The sequence below is a fragment of the Mycolicibacterium neoaurum genome (assembly GCF_036946495.1).
GTDB classification, from domain to species: domain Bacteria; phylum Actinomycetota; class Actinomycetes; order Mycobacteriales; family Mycobacteriaceae; genus Mycobacterium; species Mycobacterium neoaurum_B.
This window is the reverse complement of record NZ_JAQIIX010000002.1, coordinates 1,863,419-1,885,634: the sequence shown is the minus strand read 5'-3', so window position 1 is coordinate 1,885,634 and position 22,216 is coordinate 1,863,419. Positions and strand designations below refer to the sequence as shown.

19 protein-coding genes are annotated in these 22,216 nt (G+C 67.8%); 9 read left to right on the top strand and 10 right to left on the bottom strand.

Going from position 1 to position 22,216, the window contains the following annotated elements; all coding sequences use genetic code 11:
• Positions 1–88: 88 nt before the first annotated feature.
• Positions 89–244 carry a hypothetical protein gene (locus PGN27_RS14350; protein WP_023985078.1) on the top strand — a complete coding sequence of 52 codons (156 nt, stop codon included), beginning with the start codon at positions 89–91 and terminating at the stop codon, positions 242–244.
• A gap of 63 nt (positions 245–307) precedes the next feature.
• Here the strand turns inward: PGN27_RS14350 and PGN27_RS14345 are convergent, their stop codons facing one another.
• Positions 308–2,050, bottom strand: coding sequence for a phosphoenolpyruvate--protein phosphotransferase (locus PGN27_RS14345; RefSeq protein ID WP_335326702.1), 1,743 nt, complete (start codon positions 2,048–2,050; stop codon positions 308–310).
• A gap of 42 nt (positions 2,051–2,092) precedes the next feature.
• On the opposite strand from PGN27_RS14345, the gene PGN27_RS14340 reads away from it, so the two are divergent.
• The 8 genes from PGN27_RS14340 to PGN27_RS14305 all read left to right on the top strand — a co-directional run bounded on the left by PGN27_RS14340 (position 2,093) and on the right by PGN27_RS14305 (position 11,038).
• Entirely contained in the window at positions 2,093–2,872 is a 780-nt protein-coding gene (locus PGN27_RS14340; protein ID WP_335326701.1) for a DeoR/GlpR family DNA-binding transcription regulator, read from the top strand.
• Entirely contained in the window at positions 2,869–3,846 is a 978-nt protein-coding gene (pfkB, locus tag PGN27_RS14335; protein ID WP_335326700.1) for a 1-phosphofructokinase, read from the top strand. The genes PGN27_RS14340 and pfkB overlap by 4 nt, the downstream gene beginning before the upstream one ends.
• 34 nt (positions 3,847–3,880) lie before the next feature.
• Positions 3,881–5,854, top strand: a complete 1,974-nt coding sequence (locus PGN27_RS14330) for a PTS fructose transporter subunit IIABC (RefSeq protein ID WP_335326699.1) — start codon at positions 3,881–3,883, stop codon at positions 5,852–5,854.
• Between the two features lie 74 nt (positions 5,855–5,928).
• Positions 5,929–6,186 carry an HPr family phosphocarrier protein gene (locus tag PGN27_RS14325; RefSeq protein ID WP_030133041.1) on the top strand — a complete coding sequence of 86 codons (258 nt, stop codon included), beginning with the start codon at positions 5,929–5,931 and terminating at the stop codon, positions 6,184–6,186.
• Between the two features lie 173 nt (positions 6,187–6,359).
• A complete protein-coding gene (gene mycP / locus PGN27_RS14320) occupies positions 6,360–7,733 on the top strand; it encodes a type VII secretion-associated serine protease mycosin (RefSeq protein ID WP_335326698.1) in 1,374 nt (457 codons plus the stop codon).
• The gene (gene eccE / locus PGN27_RS14315) at positions 7,730–9,130 is read left to right on the top strand and encodes a type VII secretion protein EccE (RefSeq protein ID WP_335326697.1); all 1,401 of its coding nucleotides are present in this window, start codon (positions 7,730–7,732) and stop codon (positions 9,128–9,130) included. Before mycP ends, eccE begins: the two co-directional genes overlap by 4 nt.
• Positions 9,131–9,149: 19 nt before the next feature.
• Positions 9,150–10,718 carry a PPE domain-containing protein gene (locus PGN27_RS14310; protein ID WP_335326696.1) on the top strand — a complete coding sequence of 523 codons (1,569 nt, stop codon included), beginning with the start codon at positions 9,150–9,152 and terminating at the stop codon, positions 10,716–10,718.
• Entirely contained in the window at positions 10,715–11,038 is a 324-nt protein-coding gene (locus tag PGN27_RS14305; RefSeq protein WP_335326695.1) for a YbaB/EbfC family nucleoid-associated protein, read from the top strand. Before PGN27_RS14310 ends, PGN27_RS14305 begins: the two co-directional genes overlap by 4 nt.
• On the opposite strand, the gene eccD is transcribed toward PGN27_RS14305, so the two are convergent.
• The 9 genes from eccD to eccB form a co-directional block, all read right to left on the bottom strand.
• A complete protein-coding gene (gene eccD / locus PGN27_RS14300; RefSeq protein ID WP_335326694.1) occupies positions 11,035–12,573 on the bottom strand; it encodes a type VII secretion integral membrane protein EccD in 1,539 nt (512 codons plus the stop codon). The two genes, PGN27_RS14305 and eccD, sit on opposite strands and share 4 nt — an antisense overlap.
• Positions 12,570–13,982 (bottom strand): MinD/ParA family ATP-binding protein, encoded by a 1,413-nt coding sequence (locus tag PGN27_RS14295; protein ID WP_335326693.1) that lies wholly within the window; start codon positions 13,980–13,982, stop codon positions 12,570–12,572. The genes eccD and PGN27_RS14295 overlap by 4 nt, the downstream gene beginning before the upstream one ends.
• A 100-nt stretch (positions 13,983–14,082) precedes the next feature.
• Entirely contained in the window at positions 14,083–14,370 is a 288-nt protein-coding gene (locus PGN27_RS14290) for a WXG100 family type VII secretion target (RefSeq protein ID WP_030133034.1), read from the bottom strand.
• A 29-nt stretch (positions 14,371–14,399) separates the two neighbouring features.
• On the bottom strand, positions 14,400–14,702 hold the full coding sequence (locus PGN27_RS14285) for a WXG100 family type VII secretion target (RefSeq protein ID WP_019512279.1): 303 nt from the start codon (positions 14,700–14,702) through the stop codon (positions 14,400–14,402).
• Between the two features lie 91 nt (positions 14,703–14,793).
• Positions 14,794–16,131 (bottom strand): PPE family protein, encoded by a 1,338-nt coding sequence (locus PGN27_RS14280; RefSeq protein ID WP_335326692.1) that lies wholly within the window; start codon positions 16,129–16,131, stop codon positions 14,794–14,796.
• Positions 16,132–16,172: 41 nt separating this feature from the next.
• Positions 16,173–16,460 carry a PE domain-containing protein gene (locus tag PGN27_RS14275; protein ID WP_418888656.1) on the bottom strand — a complete coding sequence of 96 codons (288 nt, stop codon included), beginning with the start codon at positions 16,458–16,460 and terminating at the stop codon, positions 16,173–16,175.
• A gap of 157 nt (positions 16,461–16,617) precedes the next feature.
• Positions 16,618–18,396: a type VII secretion protein EccCb gene (gene eccCb / locus PGN27_RS14270; RefSeq protein ID WP_030133031.1), complete on the bottom strand. Its 1,779-nt coding sequence runs from the start codon at positions 18,394–18,396 to the stop codon at positions 16,618–16,620.
• A gap of 34 nt (positions 18,397–18,430) precedes the next feature.
• Positions 18,431–20,668 carry a type VII secretion protein EccCa gene (eccCa, locus tag PGN27_RS14265; RefSeq protein WP_335326691.1) on the bottom strand — a complete coding sequence of 746 codons (2,238 nt, stop codon included), beginning with the start codon at positions 20,666–20,668 and terminating at the stop codon, positions 18,431–18,433.
• Entirely contained in the window at positions 20,665–22,215 is a 1,551-nt protein-coding gene (gene eccB, locus PGN27_RS14260; RefSeq protein WP_335326690.1) for a type VII secretion protein EccB, read from the bottom strand. The genes eccCa and eccB overlap by 4 nt, the downstream gene beginning before the upstream one ends.
• Position 22,216 lies beyond the last annotated feature (1 nt).

The window sequence follows — 22,216 nt, the reverse complement described above, 5'->3', positions numbered from 1 at the left end:
TCGGCGCAGTCAAGAACGATCATGGTTTGAGTTTTGACGGATAGGGAAATTCACCGGTCCGACAACACTTCTACGGATGGGAATCATCATGATCATCCTCGGCGTCATCTTGCTGATCATCGGCTATTTCACCAGTCTGTCGATCCTGTACACGATCGGAGCGATCCTTGTGGTCGTCGGTGTCGTGTTGTGGATCCTCGGCGCTGTCGGACGCCCCGTCGGTGGCCGAAAAGCCTGGTTCTAGCGACTCCTCTCACCAGCTCGCCGCGAGATGTGCACACGGTGCGCGCTCGCGGCGAGCTGCGTCTCAGCTCAGGATCTGAGACGCCGCCGCTCGTGCATCTGCCGCGCTGGCCGTAGCCAGAACGGCTTCGGCAGCGGCCCGGCATTGGTCCAAGGTCACCGCGGCCAGCGCGGCGCCGACGCCCGGTACCGCCGTCGCCGCCGCCGACAGCGACGTGATGCCCATCCCCACCAACACGCAAGCCAGCATCGGATCGGCCGCAGCCTCCCCGCACACGCCGACCGGCTTACCCGCCGCCGCGCCGGCCCGCGCCGTCATGTCCACCAGCGCCAGCACGCCCGGCTGCCACGGGTCGGTCAGCGTCGCCAGCTCGGCCGACATCCGATCCGCTGCCATCGTGTACTGGGCCAGATCATTGGTACCGATGGACAGGAAGTCGACATGCTCAAGGATCCGGCCCGCCAACAGAGCAGCCGCCGGGATCTCGATCATCACCCCGGGTGTCAGTCCGAATGACCGTGCTTGCTCGGCAAAGGTTTTCGCTTCGTCGGCGGTGGCGATCATCGGAGCCATGACCCACGGGTCGGCACCCGTGGCGGCGGCGGCCGCCGCGATCGACTCGAGCTGACGCGTCATCAATCCCGGGTTGCCGAACGAGATCCGCACACCGCGCACGCCGAGCGCCGGGTTGGCCTCATCCGGGTGACCGGCGAATTTCAACGGCTTGTCCGAACCTGCGTCCAGGGTGCGGATGACGACCTTGCGTCCCTCGAAGGCGGTCAGCACTTCGCCGTAGATCCGCGCCTGCTCGTCCACCGAGGGTTCGGTATCGCGGTTGAGGAAGCACAATTCGGTGCGGAACAATCCGACACCCTCGGCCGGGGTCTGGCGAGCGGCCTGCGCCGCGGCTCCATCTTGGACGTTGGCCAGTACCGCGACGGCGTGCCCGTCGGCAGTCGCACCGGGGCCCTTCCATTGGGCGACCCGTTCAGCCTCGGCCCGGGAGGTCTCGACAGCGCGCGCGGCCTCGGCGGCGTCCGGCGCCACCGTCACGGTGCCGAGCGCGCCGTCGACCATCACCGGCACACCGACCGGCACCTCGTCGAGGCCGTCCACGGCAACAACGCACGGAATCCCCAACTGGCGCGCGATGATCGCGGTGTGGCTCGTCGGCCCACCGAGGGTGGTCGCCAATGCCACGACCAGTCTCGGATCCAACCCGGCGGTATCGGCGGGCGCGAGATCCTCGGCGCACAGGATCGACGGGCTGTCCGGGGTCGGGACGCCGGGTTCGGGCAGACCCGCGAGCTGGGCCAGCACCCGATCCCGGATATCGCGTAGGTCGGTGACGCGTTCGGCCATCAGATCACCCGCCTTGGACAGCGCATCGGCGATCTTGCCGATGGCCGCACCGACCGCCTGTGGCGCGGGAGTGCCCGTGTTGACCCGCTTCTCCGCGTCACCGAGCCAGGCGCGGTCCTGCGCGAGTGCGGCGGTGGTCGCCAGCACTTCCGATGCCACGCCGGTGGCGTGTCCGGCGCGATCACGCAACCTGGTGGCGACGGTCGCGGCAGCCTCCTTGAGCCGCGCGACCTCGGCCGGACGGTCGGCTTCGGCAAGTTCGGCCGCCGGTTGTTCGGTGACCTGTGGCCGGGCGCCGGGACGGATCACCGGCGCATAGGCGACGCCCGCGACCACCGGGACGCCGTGGAGGACCTTCGAGTCGGTCACTGTTGAAGAACTCATGTGATTCAGATTACAAGAAAGCATTGACAAGTCAACAGAAACAAGCGTAAAACCACACATATCAACATTTCAGCAGATCGTGCCACCCCTGGACGGAGCCCGATGTACGCCGAGGAACGCCAGCAGGCCATCGCCGCCCTGGTGATCCAGCGCGGCCGCGCCTCGGTCGCCGAGCTCGCCACCGCCTATGACGTGACCACCGAAACCGTGCGACGCGACCTCGCGGTGCTGCACAAGGCGGGCCTGTTGCGCCGCGTGCACGGCGGCGCCGTTCCGGCCCGGGCACTGCACCTCGTCGAGCAGGACGTCGATGAACGCGATGCCACCCGGGCGCCGTACAAGGACGCCATCGCCGCGGCGGCAACCGAGTTCTTTCCGGTCGGTGGTGGCAGCGTGCTGCTCGACGCCGGCACGACCACAAGCCGCATCGCCGCGGCCATCCCGACCGACCGCGAACTGGTGGTGGTGACCAACTCGATTCCGGTCGCCGGCCGGTTGTCCACCGTGACTTCGGTGTCCCTGCAGGTGCTCGGCGGGCGGGTTCGCGGCCTCACCCAGGCCTGCGTCGGCGAACAGGCCCTGCAGACTCTCGAGCAACTACGGGTCGACATCGCGTTCATCGGCACCAACGGCATCACCGCCCGACACGGTCTTTCCACTCCCGACGCCGAGGAGGCCGCCATCAAGCGCGCCATGGTCAAGTGTGCCAATTACGTTGTGGTGGCTGCTGATTCATCGAAGATGGGCCGTGAGGAACTGCACAGCTTCGCCGCACTGTCCAGTGTCGACGCCATCATCACCGATACCGAGATCAGCCCCGACACCCATGCCGAACTCAGCGGCTGCGGTATCGACATCATCCGTGCAGGAGCAACCGCATGATCGTCACCGTCACCCCGAACCCCAGCATCGACCGCACGGTCACGCTGCCGGGCACCCTCACCCGCGGCGCGGTACACCGCATCAGCTCGGTCACCGACGAGCCCGGCGGCAAGGGCGTCAATGTGGCCCGCGCACTCGGCCTTGCAGGCCTGGACGCGGTGGCCGTGTTACCCGCCGCCGCCGACGATCCGATCCTCACCGCGCTGCGCGCCGCGGCCGTCCCGTTCCGCGCGGTGGCCGTCCCGGCTCCGGTGCGCACGAACATCGCCGTCACCGAAAATGACGGCACCACAACCAAACTCAATGCCCCCGGCGCGCCGTTGGACGCTGCGGCGCTGGATGCGCTCACCCGCACGGTCATCGACGCCGCACGCAGCGCCAGCTGGGTGGTGCTGTCGGGCTCGCTGCCGCCGGGTGTGCCCACAAGCTGGTATGCCGACGTCGTCGCCGAACTGGCCGGATCGAACTGCCGGGTGGCCGTCGACACTTCCGACGCTCCGCTCACCGCACTGGCCGAGGCATTCGGCACCGCCGCGCCCGACCTGATCAAACCCAACGCCGAAGAGCTGGCCGGGCTGACCGGAACTTCCGGCCAGGAGCTGGAAGATGCTGCTGCCCAGGGTGATCCGGGTCCGGTGGTCGCCGCGGCCCGGCAATTGGTCGACCGCGGCGCCCGGAGCGTGCTGGTCACCCTCGGTGCCGCCGGTGCGGTACTGGTCGATCCGTCGGGCAGCTGGCTGGCCGGCTCACCACCGATCACCCCGCGTAGCACCGTCGGGGCCGGGGACTCGTCGCTGGCCGGTTATGTGCGCGCCGAACAGGCCGGTGCCGATCCGGCGGAGCGGCTGCGGATGGCGGTCGCCTACGGAAGTGCGGCGGCCGCCCTGCCCGGTTCCGCCCTGCCCTCACCCGACCAGCTCCACCTCGACGCCGTCCCCGTGCGGGCCATCTCCCCCGTACATACCGATTCCTGACTCCCATTTCCTGACCCCCACAGAAAGTTTGGTCATGTCCACATCCGCTCCGGTCATCACGACCGACCTGGTGCTCCTCGACACCGACGCCGGTACCGACAAGGAGGCCGTCATCGGCCGACTCGCCGGTCTGCTCGCCGGTGCCGGCCGCACGTCCGACACCGACGGCCTGATCGCGGCGGCGCTGGCCCGCGAGGCCCAGTCGGCCACCGGCCTGCCCGGCGGGATCGCCATCCCGCACTGCCGGTCCCCTCATGTCGACGCCCCCACCATCGGCTTCGCCCGACTGTCCCCGGCCGTGGACTTCGGCGCTCCGGATGGTCCCGCCGACCTGGTATTCCTCATCGCGGCACCGGAATCGGGCGGCTCTGAGCACCTCAAGCTGCTTTCCAGCCTCGCTCGTGCGCTGGTGCGCAAGGACTTCGTCGAACAACTGCGTGCCGCGCCGACTGCCGGTGAGCTCGTCGCACTGGTCGACGGTGTGGTGAACCCGGCGCCCGCCGCACCCGCGCCTGCGGCAGCCCCCGCACAACCCGCGGCACCGGCAGGCAAGAAGAGCATCGTCGCGATCACCGCGTGCCCCACCGGGATCGCGCACACGTACATGGCCGCCGATGCGCTCAAACTGGCCGCCGAACGCGCCGATGTGGACCTCGTCGTGGAGACCCAGGGCTCGTCGGGGAGCACACCGCTGCCGGCGGCGACGATCGCCGCAGCCGATGCGGTCATCTTCGCCACCGATGTCGGCGTGAAGGACCGCGGCCGGTTCGCCGGGAAGCCCGTCATCGCCTCCGGCGTGAAACGCGCGATCAACGAACCCGATGCCATGATCTCCGAAGCCGTTGCCGCATCGAGCAACCCGAAGGCCGCCCGAGTGGAGGGCAGTGGTCCAGCCGATGAGGCCACCGAGGGCTCGTCGAATGTCGGCTGGGGCACCCGGACCCGCCAGATCCTGCTCACCGGCGTCAGCTACATGATCCCGTTCGTGGCCGCCGGCGGTCTGCTGATCGCGCTGGGCTTCCTGTTCGGCGGCTACGAGATCGCCGATGTCGCCAATGACATCGCCCTGAACAACTCCTTGAGCAACCTCCCCGACGGCGGACTGGCCCAGTACTTCGGAGCCATCCTGTTCAGCCTCGGCGGTCTGGCATTCGGATTCCTGGTGCCCGCCCTGGCCGGCTACATATCCTTCGCCATCGCCGACCGTCCGGGTATCGCCCCGGGCTTCACCGCGGGTGCGCTCGCCGTGTTCGTCGGCGGCGGTTTCATCGGCGGCATCGTCGGCGGCGTGATCGCCGGCTTCACCGCGCTGTGGATCAGTCGCATCGACGTGCCGCGCTGGCTGCGCGGACTGATGCCGGTCGTCATCATCCCGCTGGTCGCCTCACTGGTCGTCGGCCTCATCATGTTCCTGCTCATCGGGCGCCCGCTGGCGTTGATCAACACCGGGCTGACCGACTGGCTCAACGGACTGACCGGCACCTCGGCCATCCTGCTCGGCGTGATCCTGGGTCTGATGATGTGCTTCGATCTCGGCGGACCGGTCAACAAGGCCGCCTATGCGTTCGCCACCGCGGGCCTGGCCGCCGCCACCACCGCCTCGTTCGAGGTGATGGCGACCGTCATGGCCGCCGGCATGGTGCCGCCGCTGGCCATGGCCCTGGCGACCACCGTCCGGCCGAGCCTGTTCAGCGAGCCCGAGAAGGAGAACGGCCGGGCGGCCTGGCTGCTGGGAGCCGCCTTCATCTCCGAGGGTGCCATCCCCTTCGCCGCGGCCGACCCGCTGCGCGTCATTCCGTCGATGATGTTCGGCGGCGCCATCACCGGGGCGCTGTGCATGGCCTTCGATGTCACGCTGCGCGCACCGCACGGCGGCATCTTCGTCTTCTTCGCGATCGGCAACCTGATCTGGTTCCTCGTGTCACTTGCCGCGGGAACCATCGCGGCGGCCGCCGCGGTCGTCGCCGCCAAACAGTTCGTCAAGCCGCGGCAACCCGTCGCCGCCTGAGACCGCAGTACCCAACGTCTAACAAACCCAACGCCCAACAAACCCCACCCCCCGAATAAACAAGGAGAGAAAGAATGCCCGAGAAGACCGTCACCGTCGGATCCGCCATCGGCCTGCACGCCCGGCCGGCCGCCATCATCGCCGAGGCCGTCACCAATTCCGGTGCCGAGGTCACCCTGTCGTTGGACGGCGGGGAACCCGTGGACGCGGGCTCGGCGCTGATGATCATGACCCTGGGTGCGGGTAACGGCGCCCAGGTGACCGTCAGCTCCGAGGATTCGGCCGCCCTGGCCTCGATCGCCGAGCTGGTGGCCAAAGATCTGGACGCCTGAACAGCACGCAAGAAAGCGGAACGCACCCTGTCTACACCCCCGTAAACTTGCTCTGGCGAAGGCCGACCTAGGCTGACGTGACACGATGCGTCGCCGAACGGCGGCCTTCGCTTTGCTGCGGGATGTGCCAGCACATCCGGCACCCGGGGACTGCAAAGGGGAGTGAACAGACCGTGCGACGCATCGGTGTGCTGCTGGCCACCCTGGCGCTGGTGTTGCTGACGGCGCCGCCGGCTCTGCTCATCGTGGCGGCACCGCCCGCCGGTGCGATCGAGCCGCCGGTGATCGACGCCGGCGCCGTTCCCCCGGACGAAACCGGGCCCGACCAGCCGACCGAACAACGGCGGCAGTGTTCGGCGCCGATCGTCTTCCCGAACTCGAACTTCACCGACAAGCCCTGGGCCAGTGACTACCTGCGGCTGGCCGATGCGCAGAAGTTCGCCACCGGGGCCGGGGTCACCGTCGCGGTGATCGACACCGGCGTGAACGGGTCACCGCGGGTACCCGCCGAGCCGGGCGGGGATTTCGTCGACAAGGCCGGCAACGGGATGTCGGACTGCGACTCCCACGGCACCTTGACAGCGGCCATCATCGCCGGCCGCGGCGCCCCGACGGATTCGTTCATCGGCGTGGCACCCGATGCCCGCATCCTGTCGCTGCGCCAGACCTCGGACAACTTCCAGCCGGTGGGCGCACGCCAGGATCCGAACAACCCCAACACCACGCAGACCGCCGGTTCGCTGCGCAGCCTCGCGCGCTCGATAGTGCACGCCGCCAACCTGGGCGCGCAGGTCATCAACATCAGCGAAGCCGCCTGTTACAAGGTCACCCGACCGATCGACGAGGCCACCGTCGGCGCGGCGATCAACTTCGCGGTGAACATCAAGGGCGCCGTCGTGGTCGTCGCGGCCGGGAACACCGGGCAGGACTGTGCCCAAAATCCGCCACCGGAGGCCGACGAGCCGGATGACCCGCGCGGCTGGCGCCAGGTTCAGACCATCGTCTCGCCCGCCTGGTACTCGCCGCTGGTGCTGACCGTAGGCGGCATCGGCCAGACCGGCCAGCCCAGTACCTTCTCGATGTCCGGCCCGTGGGTGGACGCCGCCGCTCCCGCCGAGAACATCACCGCCCTCGGCTATGACGGCAATCCCGTCAACGCCCTCGCCGGCGCCGATGGCCCCATCCCGATCGCAGGCACATCATTCGCCGCCGCCTACGTGTCGGGTTTGGCCGCGCTGCTCAAGCAGCGCTTCCCCGAGCTGACCGCCGCGCAGATCATGCACCGGATCACCGCGACGGCGCGTCACCCCGGCGGTGGTGTCGACAACTACGTCGGTGCCGGGGTCATCGATCCGGTCGCAGCGTTGACCTGGGATGTGCCGGACGGACCGAAGGTCGCTGCCTACCGCGTCAAGCAGCTGCCGCCGCCGGTGGTCATCGAGCCGCCGGACCGCGGCCCCATCACGATGGTGGTGCTGAGCGGGGTGGGCCTGGCGCTGGTGCTGGGCATCGGTGCGCTGGCACGACGGGCGATGAGACGCCGATGAAGGAGTTCCTCGGCCAGTTCGGTTTTCGGTTCACGACCGGGCATCTGCTGTGGGCGGCCACCCTGATTCCCGCGCTTATCGCGGTGTTCACGACGCTGGACCTGCTGTGGTTGGGCATCACGTTGAGCGTCCTGCTCGCCATTGCGACGACGCTGACGGTGCGCGGTCGGCGGTTCACCGGTTGGATCGCGGCACTGTTCGCCTGGCGGCGACGGCTCTCCGTCCCGCCTCCGCCGCCGTCGGCACCCGCCGTCGGGGCCACGGTGATGCCCGGTGACCACGTCGCGGTGCGCTGGCAGGACGGCTATCTGGTCGCCCTCATCGAGCTGATCCCGCGCCCGTTCACCCCGACCGTGCTCGTCGATGGCGAGGCCTTCACCGACGACGTGGTGGACACCCGCCTGGTACAGAACCTGCTCGCCGCGCACTGCCCCGAACTGGAGGCCGACGTGGTGGCAGCCGGTTACCGGGTCGGCAAGACCGCGCCTGCCAACCTGGTCGCGCTCTATGACCAGGTGGTCGGCCCGTATCCGGCACCGGCCAACCGGCGGACCTGGATCGTGCTGCGCGCGGATCCGGAGTCGACCCGCCGCCCCGCACTGCGCCGAGACACCGGCGTCTCCGGGCTGGCCCGCTACCTTGTCTCGTCGGCGACCCGTATCGCAGATCAGTTGGCCGGCAACGGGATCGACGCACGGTGTGGCCGCAGTTTCGACGATTTCGACCGTGCCACCGAGATCAGCTTCGAGCGTGAATCGTGGTCATCGATCAAGGGACGCAGCAGCTTCACGGTGGCCTACGTGGCCCCCGGCGGGCCGGACGTCTGGTGGTCGGCCCGCGCCGACCACACCATCACCCGCGTCCGGTTGCGGCCCGGCCAGGCGCCGACCACGACGGTGCTGCTGACCACGCTCGCCAATCCCGCTACGCCCCGCGGTTTTTCGTGTCTGTTCGGCGGTCAGCGCGCCGCGCTGCTCGGTGAGAGCCCGGTGACCGACCGGCATTACGAACTGCCCATCGGTTCGGCCGGAGTACTCATCGGTGAGACCGCGGATCGCTACCCGGTGTACATGCCGTTCGACGATGTCGACTCCAGTATCAACCTCGGTGATGCCCGACTGTTCACCCAATTCGTCATCCGCTCCGCGGCGGCCGGTGGCGTGGTGACCCTCGGCCCGCAGTTCGGCGAGTTCGCCGGCTTCGTCAACGGCCGAATCGGGCAGGTGGCCAAGGTGGTCTGGCCGAACGCGACGACCTATCTGGGCACACATCCGGGAGTCGGACGAGTTGTACTGCGCAGCAACTACATCGAGACTCCGCGGCATAGTCAGCTGCCGATCCGGCTGATCAACCCGCGCGAGGAGAGTCGCTACCAGATGGCGTTGGAGACCGTGTGATGATCGGGGGGCGATAGTCATGGGTGACCGTGTACGGGTCATACCCGATTCGTTGGACATGCTGGCCAAGCTGCGCGACGAGGCCGAATGGCCTCCGGTCGAGGCCAATATCGCCGCCCCGGACGCCCTGCCGAACTCTGCGACCGCGGTGGAGAACCTCAACAAGAACGCGGCCGCCTTGGTCGAGTGCCAGAACATCGCCAAGGAGCAGAACACCGTCCTCAACCAGATGCTGCGTGACACGGCGACGGCCTACCGGGAAGTGGACCGTGCATACGCCGATGCCATGGACAGTGATGCCCGCGCAGGCGCCGTCGACCGGATCACCGTCAAACAACCCTCGGGATCCAATCCTCAGCTGCCCGAGCTCGGCGCTTTCGCCATGGCCTCCCCCGGTGGTTACAAGGACGTCGAGTCCGCGGAGATGGCTCTGCAGGCGGGTGACCACGGCGTCTCGCTCAAGGCCGCCGCGGCGGAGTTCACTGCGGCCGCCAATGCCGCCCGCCGCAATGACACCGGTGGATTCGCGGGCGGATGGGAAGGTGATGCGGCCGATGCTGCGATAGCGAAGATCAACGAGTATGCGCAATGGGTCACCGATCTGGCCGAGGCGTGGGACAAATTGGCCAACGAGGCGCAGGTTCTCCTTGCCGCCCACACCGCGACGCGCGCGAACCACACCCCGATCTACACCCAGTACAAAGCGCTCGAGGCACAGCTCGCAAGCCTCGTTGGACAACCAGGCCAGGGCTCGGCCATGACGCAGATTCAGCAGGAGATGGCCGCTCTGCAGGAACGTTCGGACGATCTGCGCCAGGATTACGCCGCCGTGTCCAACCTGCCTCCCGTACAGACTCCGCCGCCACCCCGTATCCCCATCGCCGAGCAGGGACCGACCGGACCGCCCGGTGGCAACGGGACCGGAGGCACCGGTGGTGGTGGCGGTGGCGGTGGCGGTGGCGCGCCAGAAGGCGGCCAACCCGCGGTATCGCCGGCCTCGATGTCAGCGCAGAACGGTCAGCCCGCCGGCTCGCCGCAGACGGGATCACCGTCCTCGGGCCAGGGGGCAGGGTCGGGCGGAGGCGCACCATCCGGTGGTGGCGCCCCGTCCGGGGGTGGAAAGCCCGGCGGTGGTGGTGCACCGTCCGGTGGGCTTCCCGGTGGCGGTCTACCCGGCGGCCTGCCCGATACGGGTATGCCCGATCTCGACGATCCGGGCGTCTCGCCGGCCGGCGTCGGAGGCGGCGGTTCCGGAGGTGGATCCGGGGGAGGTGGTGGTGGTGTCCCGTCGATGCCGCTGCAGCCCAGTGTCGGAGCCGAGACGGTCGCTCCGGGTCCTGCGGCCGGGGGCGCACGCGCGGGTGGCACCGGCGGTGCCATACCGGCATCGGCCATGGGCGGCGGCATGGGTATGGGTGGCGGTATGGGCGGTATGGGCCACGGCGGCGGCGCCCAGCAGGGCCAGCAGAAGCGCCGCGACTCACGCTTCTCACCCGATGAAGAGCTCTACACCGAGGACCGCCCCTATACCGAACCGGTGATCGGTCAACGGCGGCGTAAAGACGTCCAGGACAAGGAATCCAAGTGAGCGAACAGATGCATCCGGAGGTGGCGGCCGTGCTGCGTCAGGCCGGCCGGTTGCAGGAGCTGATGGACGCTCAGTTGCACAAGATGGACAGCGAATCCTTCACTGCCACGGATGAATCCGAGACCGTGGAGGTCACGCTGAACGGCCACCACCGACTCGTCGACGTCTATCTGGCTGACGGACTCCTACGGCTGGGGTCGCAGACCATCGAGGAACGTCTGAACGAGGCGCTGCGCAATGCGACCGAGGTGGCCTCGGAGTCGATCGCCGCCGACCGCGACCGGCTCAATGACGCCGTCGCGGAGATCACCGGTACCTAGAAGCGCAGGTTACGCAGCAGGTCGTACACCCCGGCGATCCAGAGCAGCAGCGGGATCACCGCCGCGATCGACGCGCCATCGAGCAGTTCGAGGATCCGCTTGGTCACCGGCGAGAGCCGGTTGACGTTATCGGTGGCCCCCACCATGATCAGCGCGACCATGGCCAGCAGCAGATAGATGCCCAGCACCAGCCAGGACTGGTCGGGGAACCACAGGCAGAGCCGAACGGTGACACCGGTCGGCACGGCAACGGTGACGGCCATCAGCGCCCAGGCGCACCAACGCTCGGCGTAGAGCCGTGACCGGAAGCCACAGATCACCGTGACCAGTGCCGCGACGATCAGACTGTGCAGGAAGAAATGTCCTTGCACCACAACCGCGATCGCGCCGGCGGCCAGCACCGAGGCACCTGCGGTCAAGAATCCGATCAGCAGTTGCTTGGACAGCTCACTACGCTCGGTCAGCCGCGCGGCGGAGTCGGGCACCGAGGCGATGATCGCCTGCCAGGTCGGAGTCTCCTCATCCGCGCCATCGGGACGCGACACCGGGTCGAGCAGCTCGTCGTTGGCCACCGCCTCGCCGGGAGCGGGAATGGGGGGCAGCGCGATACGGGCAACCGCGACCGTCAACTTGGCGGCATTGGTGACCACGATCAGCCCGAAGGCGATGGCGCCGGCCGGGACCCACTCCTGCCCGCCATAACCGAAGGCGATGGCACCCGCAGTGATCGCCACCGAAAGCACCGCGGCAAAGGCCGCGACGCTGGCGCGTCTGCGCGGGCCTCCACGGGTGGCCAAGGTGTAGAGCAGAGCCACCGCGGCGGCACCGGCGACCTGGGGTGCGCCCAGCCCGTCGGCCTCGCGGGGCAGCGGCACTGCCAGCGCCGCCGCGCCGGAGAGCACCGGAAGCGCAGCGACGACCAGGCTTTCGGACAGGTTCACGTTGTCGTACCGAGAACGGGCCATCATGGCGCCGCCCACCAGCCCCAGGCCCAACAGCGCCAACGCGATGGACCACCACCAGTCCTTACCGGATTGCGTCCATGCCACCAGCGCAACCACGGTCGCGATCGTCGACACGACCGGGATGGCCAGCCCGACGAACCGGTTCAGTGCGGTGCGATCGAACTCGGGGGACTCATCGAGCACCGCGATGGCGTCGATCACGTCCTCGACCAGCGGGCGGTACCGTTCGGTCCGGCTCACCGACACCAACGTCAGCAGCGCTCCGTCGACGACACCGGCCTCGTCGAGGGATTCCGATGCCTTCATCGGCGGCGCACCCGGACGGGCGAACGCCCAGACCCCCTGAGCCTTGAAGTCGAAGCCCGCCAGCACATCCGGTGGCGAATCGTCGAGAAGATCGGCGAGCACCGACACCGTCTCGTCGATGTAGGTCTCGATGGGTGCCGAGGCAGGCAGGACCAGGTCGGTCATCCGTCGCCCGGTCAGGATGGTGACCCGGGTGGTGGCGGGCCTACCCGGAGTGACCGGTGTCGTCCCTGTCGCCCCCGAAGGCGCGGCCGTCGCGGTCAACGCCGTTCGAGCCGGTCGAAGTCGTCGGACAGACCCGCGGCCAGCTCCAGGATTCGCCGCTGGAACGTCTTACCGAGCAGGTCCAGCTGGATCTCGGTGCCCGCGGCGATGTGCTTGTCCCACGGCAGCACGACAACCCGACCGGGCGGAACGTGCCGCTCGAACTGCTGCACCAGATCCTCGACGTCGATGTTCGTCTTGCCCGGTGTCACGTGATTGATCACCACGCAGGAGCGACCCAGCAGATCCTGGTATCCGTTCTGGCGCAACCAGTCCATGGTGACCGCCGCCTGGCGCGCGCCGTCGATGGACGCGCTGGCGACGATGACCATGCCCGAGACGGTCGCCAACACCCCGCGCGAGGCCGGTTGGAACAAGCCCGCGCCGCAGTCGGCAAGCACCAGGTTGTAGTAGCGGGATACGACGCTGACCGCACCCTTCCAGTCTTCTTCGTTGAACTCGCGCCGGGCCGCGCTGTACTCCTCGGAGGACAGCACCTCCAGGTTGGCCGCGTTCATGCTGGTATAGGCGCGGATGTCGTTGTAGCGGGACAATTCCTTGTCCGACAACAGGTCTGCGATGGTCGCCGCCGACTGTCGACCGGCGCGGTCGGCGAGGTTGCCGCAATCCGGGTCGGCGTCGATGGCCAGGATCCGATCGCCGCGGACCCGGCTCAGTGCCGAGCCGAGGGCAACGGTGACAGCCGTCTTGCCGACACCGCCCTTGAGACCGAACACCCCGATCTGATAAGAGTCCCTGGCATTTCGGCGCACCCGAGCCTGGAGGTCCATCTCGTAGAGCTCATCCGGTGACGGGCCCATGTTGATCCGCGTCAGCAGATAAAGCCAGTGTCGCCAGCCGCGTTGCGACGGCATCTTGACCGCTGTGCGAACCCCGACGTGTGACAGCGCGTCGATGGCCCGGTGATTGCCCATGGTTGCCGCCGATGTCGGGGCGGGCTGCCCGGTGGGCGCGGGTGCACTCGACGGGGTCCAGCCCGTCTCCACCGTGTCGTTGTAATGCGCGCTCGGCGCGGGCGCGGGCGCGGAGCGGGGCTGCGGCGGTGGCGCAAAGGTCTGTTGTTCGAATCGAGCACCCGCGGGCTGGGCGGTCTGCGGGGTGCGCATCATGCCGTTCTGGACGTGCTGCGGCCCGGTGACCGGAATCTGGCTGGTCACCTCGGAAGCACTGGGTGGCGGCGCGACCGAGGCCGGCGGCGGGGCCGCGGCGGCCTGGGTGGGTGCGATCGGCATCGGCGGTGGGGTGTGCTCGCCGGCATAACTCGCATTGCCCGCACCGGAGGCGTTCACCGGCATCGGGGAGGCACCCTCACGACGTGCCGCGGCATCCTCGTCGGCAGCGTCGGACGCGCCGGAGGAATGGAACAGCCGGTCATAGTCTGCCGACATAAGCACCTCTCAAAGTCGTGCCAGTGAAAAACACGTTGTAAAACACACGGAGTGGGCGGATGCCCAAAGGCTAATCCGCCCACCCCTTGGTGCGCTTGGACTAGGCGAACATCCCGGTGACGCCATGCTCGATCTGCTGCATGTGCTGTCCGGACTCGCTGATCGTCTGCGCGAGATTCTGCAGCGCGGCGTTCAGCTCGGCCGAAGTGCTGTCCCACCGCATCTGCACGGCCTGGTAGGCCTCCGAACCCGAGCCACCCCACACCGAGGCGAGCGAAGCGAGCGAGGCCTTGCCCTCGTCGAGCAGACCCTGGGTGACGCCGACGGCGCCATGGATCTCGCCTGCGGAACCTTCGATACCGCCGAACTGCCAAACCTGTTGCGACATATGTTATCTCCTTTGAAAGTTGGTAAGGGTCAGAGGTTCATGGCCGACGAAAGGGTGCCGGCCTGGTCCTCGTCCGCGGTGGTGTACTGCATGCCCGAAGTCTGGATGTTCTGGGAGATGTCGTTCAGCTCCTGAACCTGTCGCGCGGCGGCCTCGTGGAAGCGCAGCAGCGCGGCCTGTGCCGCGGTGCCCGCCTGACCGACCATCTGGGCCGCGAGCGCACCACCGGTGGCCTCGACCTGAGAGATCACTCCCTTGAGCTCGCCGGAGATGCTCTCGAAGTGGGCCGCCTCCTTGGCGAGGACAGCGGCATCTGTATTCATCTGTGCCATGCTCGGTACTCTTTCTGTTTTCCTGTGTCCTCACCACTGATGGCGAGTCTTCCAGCCCCCTCGGCCGGGAAGTCTTGTGTCGGTTGACGGTTCACCAGTCGTCGTCCTCGTCCTCGTCCTCACCCAGGTCGTGGGCGAGGGCGGACGGCGCCGCCAGGCTCTGCCGATTCGTACCGCGTTTCGCTCCCTGCCCCATGCCCCCCATGGGTCCGCCGCCGGCTCCGTTGCCGACCGGGGCCAACCCCGATCCGGCACCGCCGGCCGCCGCACCGGCCGGGGCAGCAGCCCCCGCCGTCTGTCCGAGCAATCCGCTCATCAGCGGTGTGCTGGCCAGCGTGCCGCCCGCGCCGGGCAACGACGCCGCGCGCACCAGTCCGGCACCGGCTCCGGCGCCGGTCCCACCGGCCAGCGGATGGTTGGAGAACGGACTGGCACCCATCAGCCCGAACTGCGCACCCTTGTTCAGACCGCCACCGATCTGGCCGAACATCGAACTGACCTGCTGCATCGGCGCGAGGATCTGCTGCATCGGCTGGGTGACCGTCTGCATCATCTGCTGCGGAGCCTGGGTGAGCATCGAACCCACCTGCGAGGCAACCTGCATACCCATCTGCGCGCCCTGCTGCGCACCCTGCATCAGCTGCTCGGGCTCACCTTGGGCCTGCTGGGCGGTGTTCTCACCCTTGCGCGCCTGCGTTTGCGCCGACACCATCGCCGCATTGCTGTTCGCCGCGGCACGACCGGCATGCAGCGCCGCGGATTCGATGCTCGCCTGCGCAGTGACCTGCGCGAATGCCAGCTCTCGCATCGCCGAACCCGGCAGGGTCGCTGCGATCTTGCCCGAGGCGAACCCCAGCGCTGCCTCACCGACACCGGGCATCACGATCGGTTTGAGCGGCGGGATCGGTTCGAACATGGTGTTGGCGGCCGTCTCCGCCTGATAGCCGTGCATCGCGACGGCCGCCTGCGTCCACATCCGCACGAAGTAGTCGAACTCGTTGACCCCGATCGGCACGGTGTTCACGCCGAGGAAGTTGGTCGCCTCCAGGACGGCGTGCGTGACGTGGTTGGCCTCGATCTCGACCAGTGGCGGCGTCACCGCCATGGCCAGCAGGTACGAGTTCGCCTGGGCGATCGCCTGCATGGCCCGCTTCTGGGCCTGCAGGGCGGCGGTGTGCAACCAGACGACCATGGGCGTGGTTGCCTGGACCGCCTGCTCACTCGCCCCGCCCTGCCAGGACCCCGCCAGCGAAGCGAGGCTGGCGGAAAGCTCCTCGGCCTGGGTCTCCAACGCAATCGCCAAGGATTCCCAGGCAGCAGCAGCCTGATACATGGGCGCCGCACCGGCACCGGCCATCAACCGGCCGGTATTCACCTCCGGCGGCAGTGCCCCGTACACAAACGGCACAGGGGGAATTGAGGCAACCATTTGCTGGACTCAGTCTCGATAGCGGGTTATTCGCGCCCCGGTCAGGACAGCGTCGCTGCGGCCTGGGCGTCGGCGGTCGTGTAGATACCGGTGGCCTCGAGGTAGGCGGCTCCGGCGCGCGCCAGCTCCTGCTGGGCATACGCGTTCAGCGCCGCCATCTGCGCGCCTTCACTGGCGAACGCCAGGACTGCCTGCACAGATACCTCTTCCGCGCCGGCCGGCAACAGCGCCGACGCCTCGGCGGTGGCTGCGGTTCCGGTGGCCAAACCCCGGGATCCGTTCGCAATCACCTGGTTCCCGACACCGAGAACAGCGGGATTGTGTGCCATCGGTTGCATTTGCGTACCTCCTCACATCGTCGGAAAAGCCTGGATGCAAAAACTGAGAAGGGAGACAGAAATAGTGCTCTGTTGCATAAGAATCGTTCCCCCGACCCCATTTGCTGCCTAGCCACCGTCAAGTTCGCTGAGTGGCTACCAATCCATATTAACCACCGTTCGGGGGTGCTCCGAACACTTCTTCTGAGGGGGGATCGATATAGGCCGCCTGAACGACCTCTTTGCCGTCGGGAGAGATGAGAAGTGCCTGGCCAGGGGGCCTTCGCTTCAGTTTGAACTCGCTCGAGGGGAACTCGGTTTTCTCACCGGAGAGGAACAGGGTTGGGGATCCCGCGCCGAACGCGGCACCGACGAACTTGTCCATGGTGGCCCGGTGCGCCTGGCTCATCTGGCAGGTCACCACGATGTGCAGGCCGATATCCGCCGCGGCGGGCAGCAATGGCGCCAGCGGTGTCATGGGCGGCACCATCCCGGATGCCGCCACGATCATGTGCCAATCGTCGACCAGCAGCACCACGTCCGGGCCGGTCCACCACGACCGGGCCCGCAGCTGCGCGGTGGTCAGATCCGGCGGCGGCAGACGCTTCTTGAGGTTGACGGCCAGCGCCTTGATGGATTCCTCCAGCGAGGCACTGTTGCGGTTCACCGCGCCGGCGTCGAGCAGATGGCTCTGCGGCACCGCATCCAGCAGGCCCGACCGATAGTCAGCCAGCATGAACCGCACCTGCTGCGGACTGTTGCGGGCGCAGATCGCCTGGGCCACCGCATGCGCGATCGTCGTCTTACCCGACTTCGGAGCCCCGAAGATCAGCAGATGCGGCGTGATCTGCATGTTGTTGTAGGCCACCGACAGGTCGGACTCCCGGATGCCGACCGGGATGGTCCACCGGGTGCGATAGTCGGCATCGGGGCCCGGCGGCGTGGGATCGAGCTCGCGCAGGTGGATACGTTCGGGTAGCACGCGCACCCGCGGGGCCTCATCGGTGTGCAGTGATGCGATGTGGTCCACCGCCGCGGTGATGGCCGGGACGATATCGGTGGCGCTGTGCACGCCGTCCAGACGCGGCACGCCGATCATCAGGTGGTGCTTCTCCCCCGAGATCGCCCGCCCCGGGCGGTTGGCGGGGATGTCGCGGGTCATCCGGTCGACCTGGGTCTCGTTGACATCGCCGAGTCGGAACTCGACCTTGGTGCCCAAATAGTCGCGGACCCGTGATTTCAACTCGGTCCAGCGGGGTGTGGAGATGATGGTGTGCACACCGAACGCCAGCCCCTGCCCGGCCAGATCCTGCACCACCGGCTCCAGATCCGGGAACTCGGCGACGAATGCCGGCCAACCGTCGATCACCAGGAACACGTCACCGAACGGATCGTGGAACGCCGGGTGGTTGGGATCCTCGCGCATCTGCCGGTACGACGCGATGGAGCCGACTCGATACTGCTTGAACATCGCCTCACGTTGCCGCAGAACGGCTTTCATCTCGGCGACGGCGCGGTTCACCCGGTCCGGCTCCGAACGGGTCGCGACTCCGCCGACGTGCGGCAGGTCTTCGAGGTACATCAACCCGCCGCCACCGAGGTCGATGCAGTAGAACTGCACCTGACGCGGGGTGTGAGTCGCCGCCGCCGACAACACCAGCGTCTGCAGGAACGTCGACTTGCCGGTCTGCGGCGCCCCGCCGATCGCGATGTTGCCCGCCGCTGCCGACACGTCGATACCCCACACCTCCTGGCGGTGGCGGCGCGGCTCGTCCATGATGCCGAGCCCGAATCGCAAGGGCCGACGCTGATCACGTTCGACGAGTTCGTTCACCGGGGTGGGATCGGTCAACGGCGGGAGCCACATCTTGTAGGCCCGCACCTCGCCGGTGGTCAACTGGTCGAGCACCACTTCGCGCAGGACGCGCGGCTCGGAGTCCAACGTCATGAGCCATCCACCTCCGGCTGCTCGCTGCTAGAGATCATCGGGACGTCACCTGCGACGCATCCATCATCGGCGCGGCCGTGAACGGCTGGATCCGCACCTGGCTGGGCACCTGGATCCGGGGCGCGCTATCCCCGTTGGTGGTGATCACCGACGTCGGGACATAGTTGGTCCCGGTGTAGACGCTGCGGAACTTCACCGGGTCCTCCATACCGACCCGCAGGAAACCGACACCACTTTCCTTGTTGGTGATGTACTGCGCCTCCGGGGTACCGATGACGGCCTTCGATTCGGCCGAACTCGTGGTGCGCAACGCGATTCGGTAGGTCAGGTTGGGTTCGAGCTTATCGATGCGCACGCCACCGGTATTGAGCGACTGCGTGGCCAGCAGTAGGTGCACGCGCAGCGAGCGGCCGACGCGACAGATCCGGTCGAACAGCGCGATGAAGTCCGGATGGTTCTGCAGCAGCTCGGCGAACTCGTCGACGACGACGAACAGCGTCGGCAACGGGGCCAGGTCGGCACCGCGCTCGCGGTGCTTCTCGTATTCGGCGACGCCGGAGAGCGCACCGGCCGCGCCCACCTGGATACCGGCCTGGCGCAGGATGGACTGGCGACGGTCGAGTTCACCGGAGAGGACCTCGCCCATGCGGCTGACCAGCTCGGCTTCCTCCTCCATGTTGGTGACCACCGCCGCGGTGTGCGGGAGTTTCTCCATGCCGAGGAATGTCGAGCCGCCCTTGAAGTCGGTGAGCAACAGGTTCACCTGGTCGGGATGGTGAGTGGCAGCCAGCGAGAGGATGAGTGTGCGGAGAAACTCGGACTTGCCCGAACCGGTCGTGCCGATCAGCATCCCGTGCGGGCCCGCACCGAACTCGGCGCCCTCCTTGATATCCAGATGCATGATGTCGCCGGTCTTGAGCTCATGGCCGAACGGGATCCGGAGCCGGTCGCGGTCGGTGTCGGCGAACATCCGCCACCGGGCGGGGGTGACCTCTTCGACCGACTGGGCGCCCACCAGCTGATGCCATTCGGTGGCCACCTTCTTGTGCACCCTGGTGTTCTTGTCGATGATCGTGCCGGTGATCGACCACCCCGCCAGCTTGCGGGCTACCCGACCCGCCGCCGAGGGCGTCATCTGGTCGGCGGTGTTGACAACCAGCCGGAAGGTCTGGTTGGGCAACCTGTCGTCGGCGGTGCCGTCGTCGGCCAACCGGATCCGGTAAGCCGATCCGCGGTGGTTGCCGAGCGTGATGACGGTGACGCCGGCCCGCCCGTCCACGGGGAACCCGGCCTTGCCACCGGTCAGGTCGATCACGACGACATAGGGCCCACTAGGCGCCGCGTCGGCGGTGTGCGGGCCACGCGCGGTCAGGTCGGCCAGACCGTCGGGCCGGGTGAACACCATCCGGGTGGCGCCCGCGGAATCGGTGTCGGTCTGATGCTGCACGTGCGGCAGCCATTTGAGCCAGGCCCAATCCGGATCCTCCGGATTGTCGGTCAGCACCCTGATCTGCAAGAGGTCCGGCGGATGGAACACCGCGAGATGGCAGATCATGGCGCGCAGCAATGCCGCCGCCCTTGCACCGTCGCCGCCGACGGCGATGGTCGGGAACGTTCTCAGCTGCACCAGCTTCGGGCAGTCGTGGATGAGGCCGTGGGTACGCAGGAACTTGATCAACCACATGTGGCTGACCGGCTCCAGATGCGGTTGCGGCGCGCCGGCCGGACCCGAAAGCTCACCGCCCACAGCTGGTTTGAGCAAACGGTCGACGGCGGGCTCGGATCCGACGCCGATGCGGACGGCGGCATAGAAGTCGGCGTTGGTCTGGCGTGACCACTGCCGGTTGGTGCCGATGATCGAGAGCAGATCCTCGGGATGCGGTGCGTGATAGTTGAAGAAGGTGACCTGGGCGGCAGCCGAGGTGGTCACGCGGGTTCGCAGCCCCGCCAGGTAGCGCAGGTACTCCTTGCGGTCGGCGTTGATCTCGGGGACGCGCTTGCCACCAGGTCCGCCGCCGGCCATGAAACCGACCGTGGCCATGATCATCATCAGCGGCATCATCAGCATGTAGGGCGAAAGCTGCCTGATCCCGGTGAAGATCATGATCGCGATCATGCCGAGCATGCCGCCGCCCATCACCCAGGGCAGCGCCTTCTGGATACCCGAGGGCGGAATGTCGATGCCGAGGTCATCCGGTGGGGTGATGGTGATTTCACCGGGTGTCAGCCGGGGACCGCGCTTGATGATCGGGGTGAACTTCTTGGTGGTCATCCACCTGCTCCTTCCGGCGGCAGCGGTGATCCAGGAGCCTGGGCGGGTAGGTTGCCGCCCGGTGCGGGCGCGGGCACGCCCGCGGCTGGGGCGGCAGCACCGGCTGGCGCGGCGAGTTCGCCGGTCACCTTCCGGGGGTTCGGGCTCGGCGGCAGTGTGTCATGTTCCAGCAGGGCGGCCTGCTTGGACAACACCGGACCGTCGATGAGCCAGCTGACCACCTGCCACGGCGCGGTGAGCGGTCCGCTGAGTCCCAGCGATGAGGCGGTGTCCTCGTTGGGCAGTCCATAGCGGACACCCTGTGGGTCGATGTAATACAGGCTCTCGCCATAGCGCGGGTCCGGCGACTGCAGCCTGATGTACTGACCGCCGTCGATGTACACGGTGGCATTGCCCGAGATCTGGTCGATGCCACTGTTCATCCGGGTGGGCGGCACGGGCAGGTGCCTACCGCTGATCACGGTCTGGCGTGGCCCCTGGTCGCCCGGGTCGCGCTGCCACGACCAGCACAGCGTCGGCGCGTCGGCGCGCAACCGGATGTCCATCGGCTCATCGGGCAGCGGCGAGACGAAAACCTGCTCAGGGATGCTGGCGACATCGCTGGCCTCCACCGAAGGCGGCGTGATCAGCCCGAAGGAGTTGGTCGCGCGCAATGCCGCCGACGTGGTCCCGTTGACCTTGGCGACCCCATCGGCCAACACGACATACCGCTGTTCGACATCGTTGTTCAGCGTCCGGAAGACCGAGCCGATCACCAGATTCGGTGCCAGCCCCAGGCTGTTGGGCGCGCCCGCACCCGGCACGGCGGGCAGTTTCAACGGCCCGACGTTGGGCAGGGCGTTGAACAGTGCCTCCGAGATCGGGGTGGCCCGCGCGGTGACCGGGATGCCGACCGCGGAGGTCACCGCCCGGTCGGCCATGTCGATGGCGTGCCTGCCATCCGCGGTCACCAGCCAGGTGAGATTCTGATACGTGACCAGCACACCCTGGTTCGGGCGTAACGGACCCACCGAGGCGTCGATGGCCAAGGGCATCACCAACGCCGACGTCTCCACCTGGGGTGCGACGCTCTCGGGCTTGATCACGTTGTCGCACAGCGACCATGTCGAGGTCGGCGCGCCCACCGGGGTGGCGTACGGGGCACCAGGAATGCCGATCGGCTGACCCTTCGTCATCCGGTTGAGCTCTTCGGACTTGACCGCCGACGGGGTGGCGGCGTTACCGAGCACCAACCGCGCGGAGGTCAGGTTGTAGACCGGCCGGATGCTGTCGGATCCGGGCACCATGACGTAGAGCTGGTTGGTGGTGCGGTCGACCAACAGCGTGTCCGAGCCGCGTTTGCCCAACGGTTTGAAGTACGCCAGCAATGCAGCGCCGATGCAGATGACGACGGCGATCACGACCCCGCACATGACCGCCCGGCTGTAGAACTGCAGCGGGTCGTCGAACATGCGGGTGTCGCGGCGCACGATCGCGTGCTCGACGCGACGCAAAAGAAAGCGCCAGCCGCTGACCTGGACCTTGGTGGTGAGCCGGAATCCTGCCATG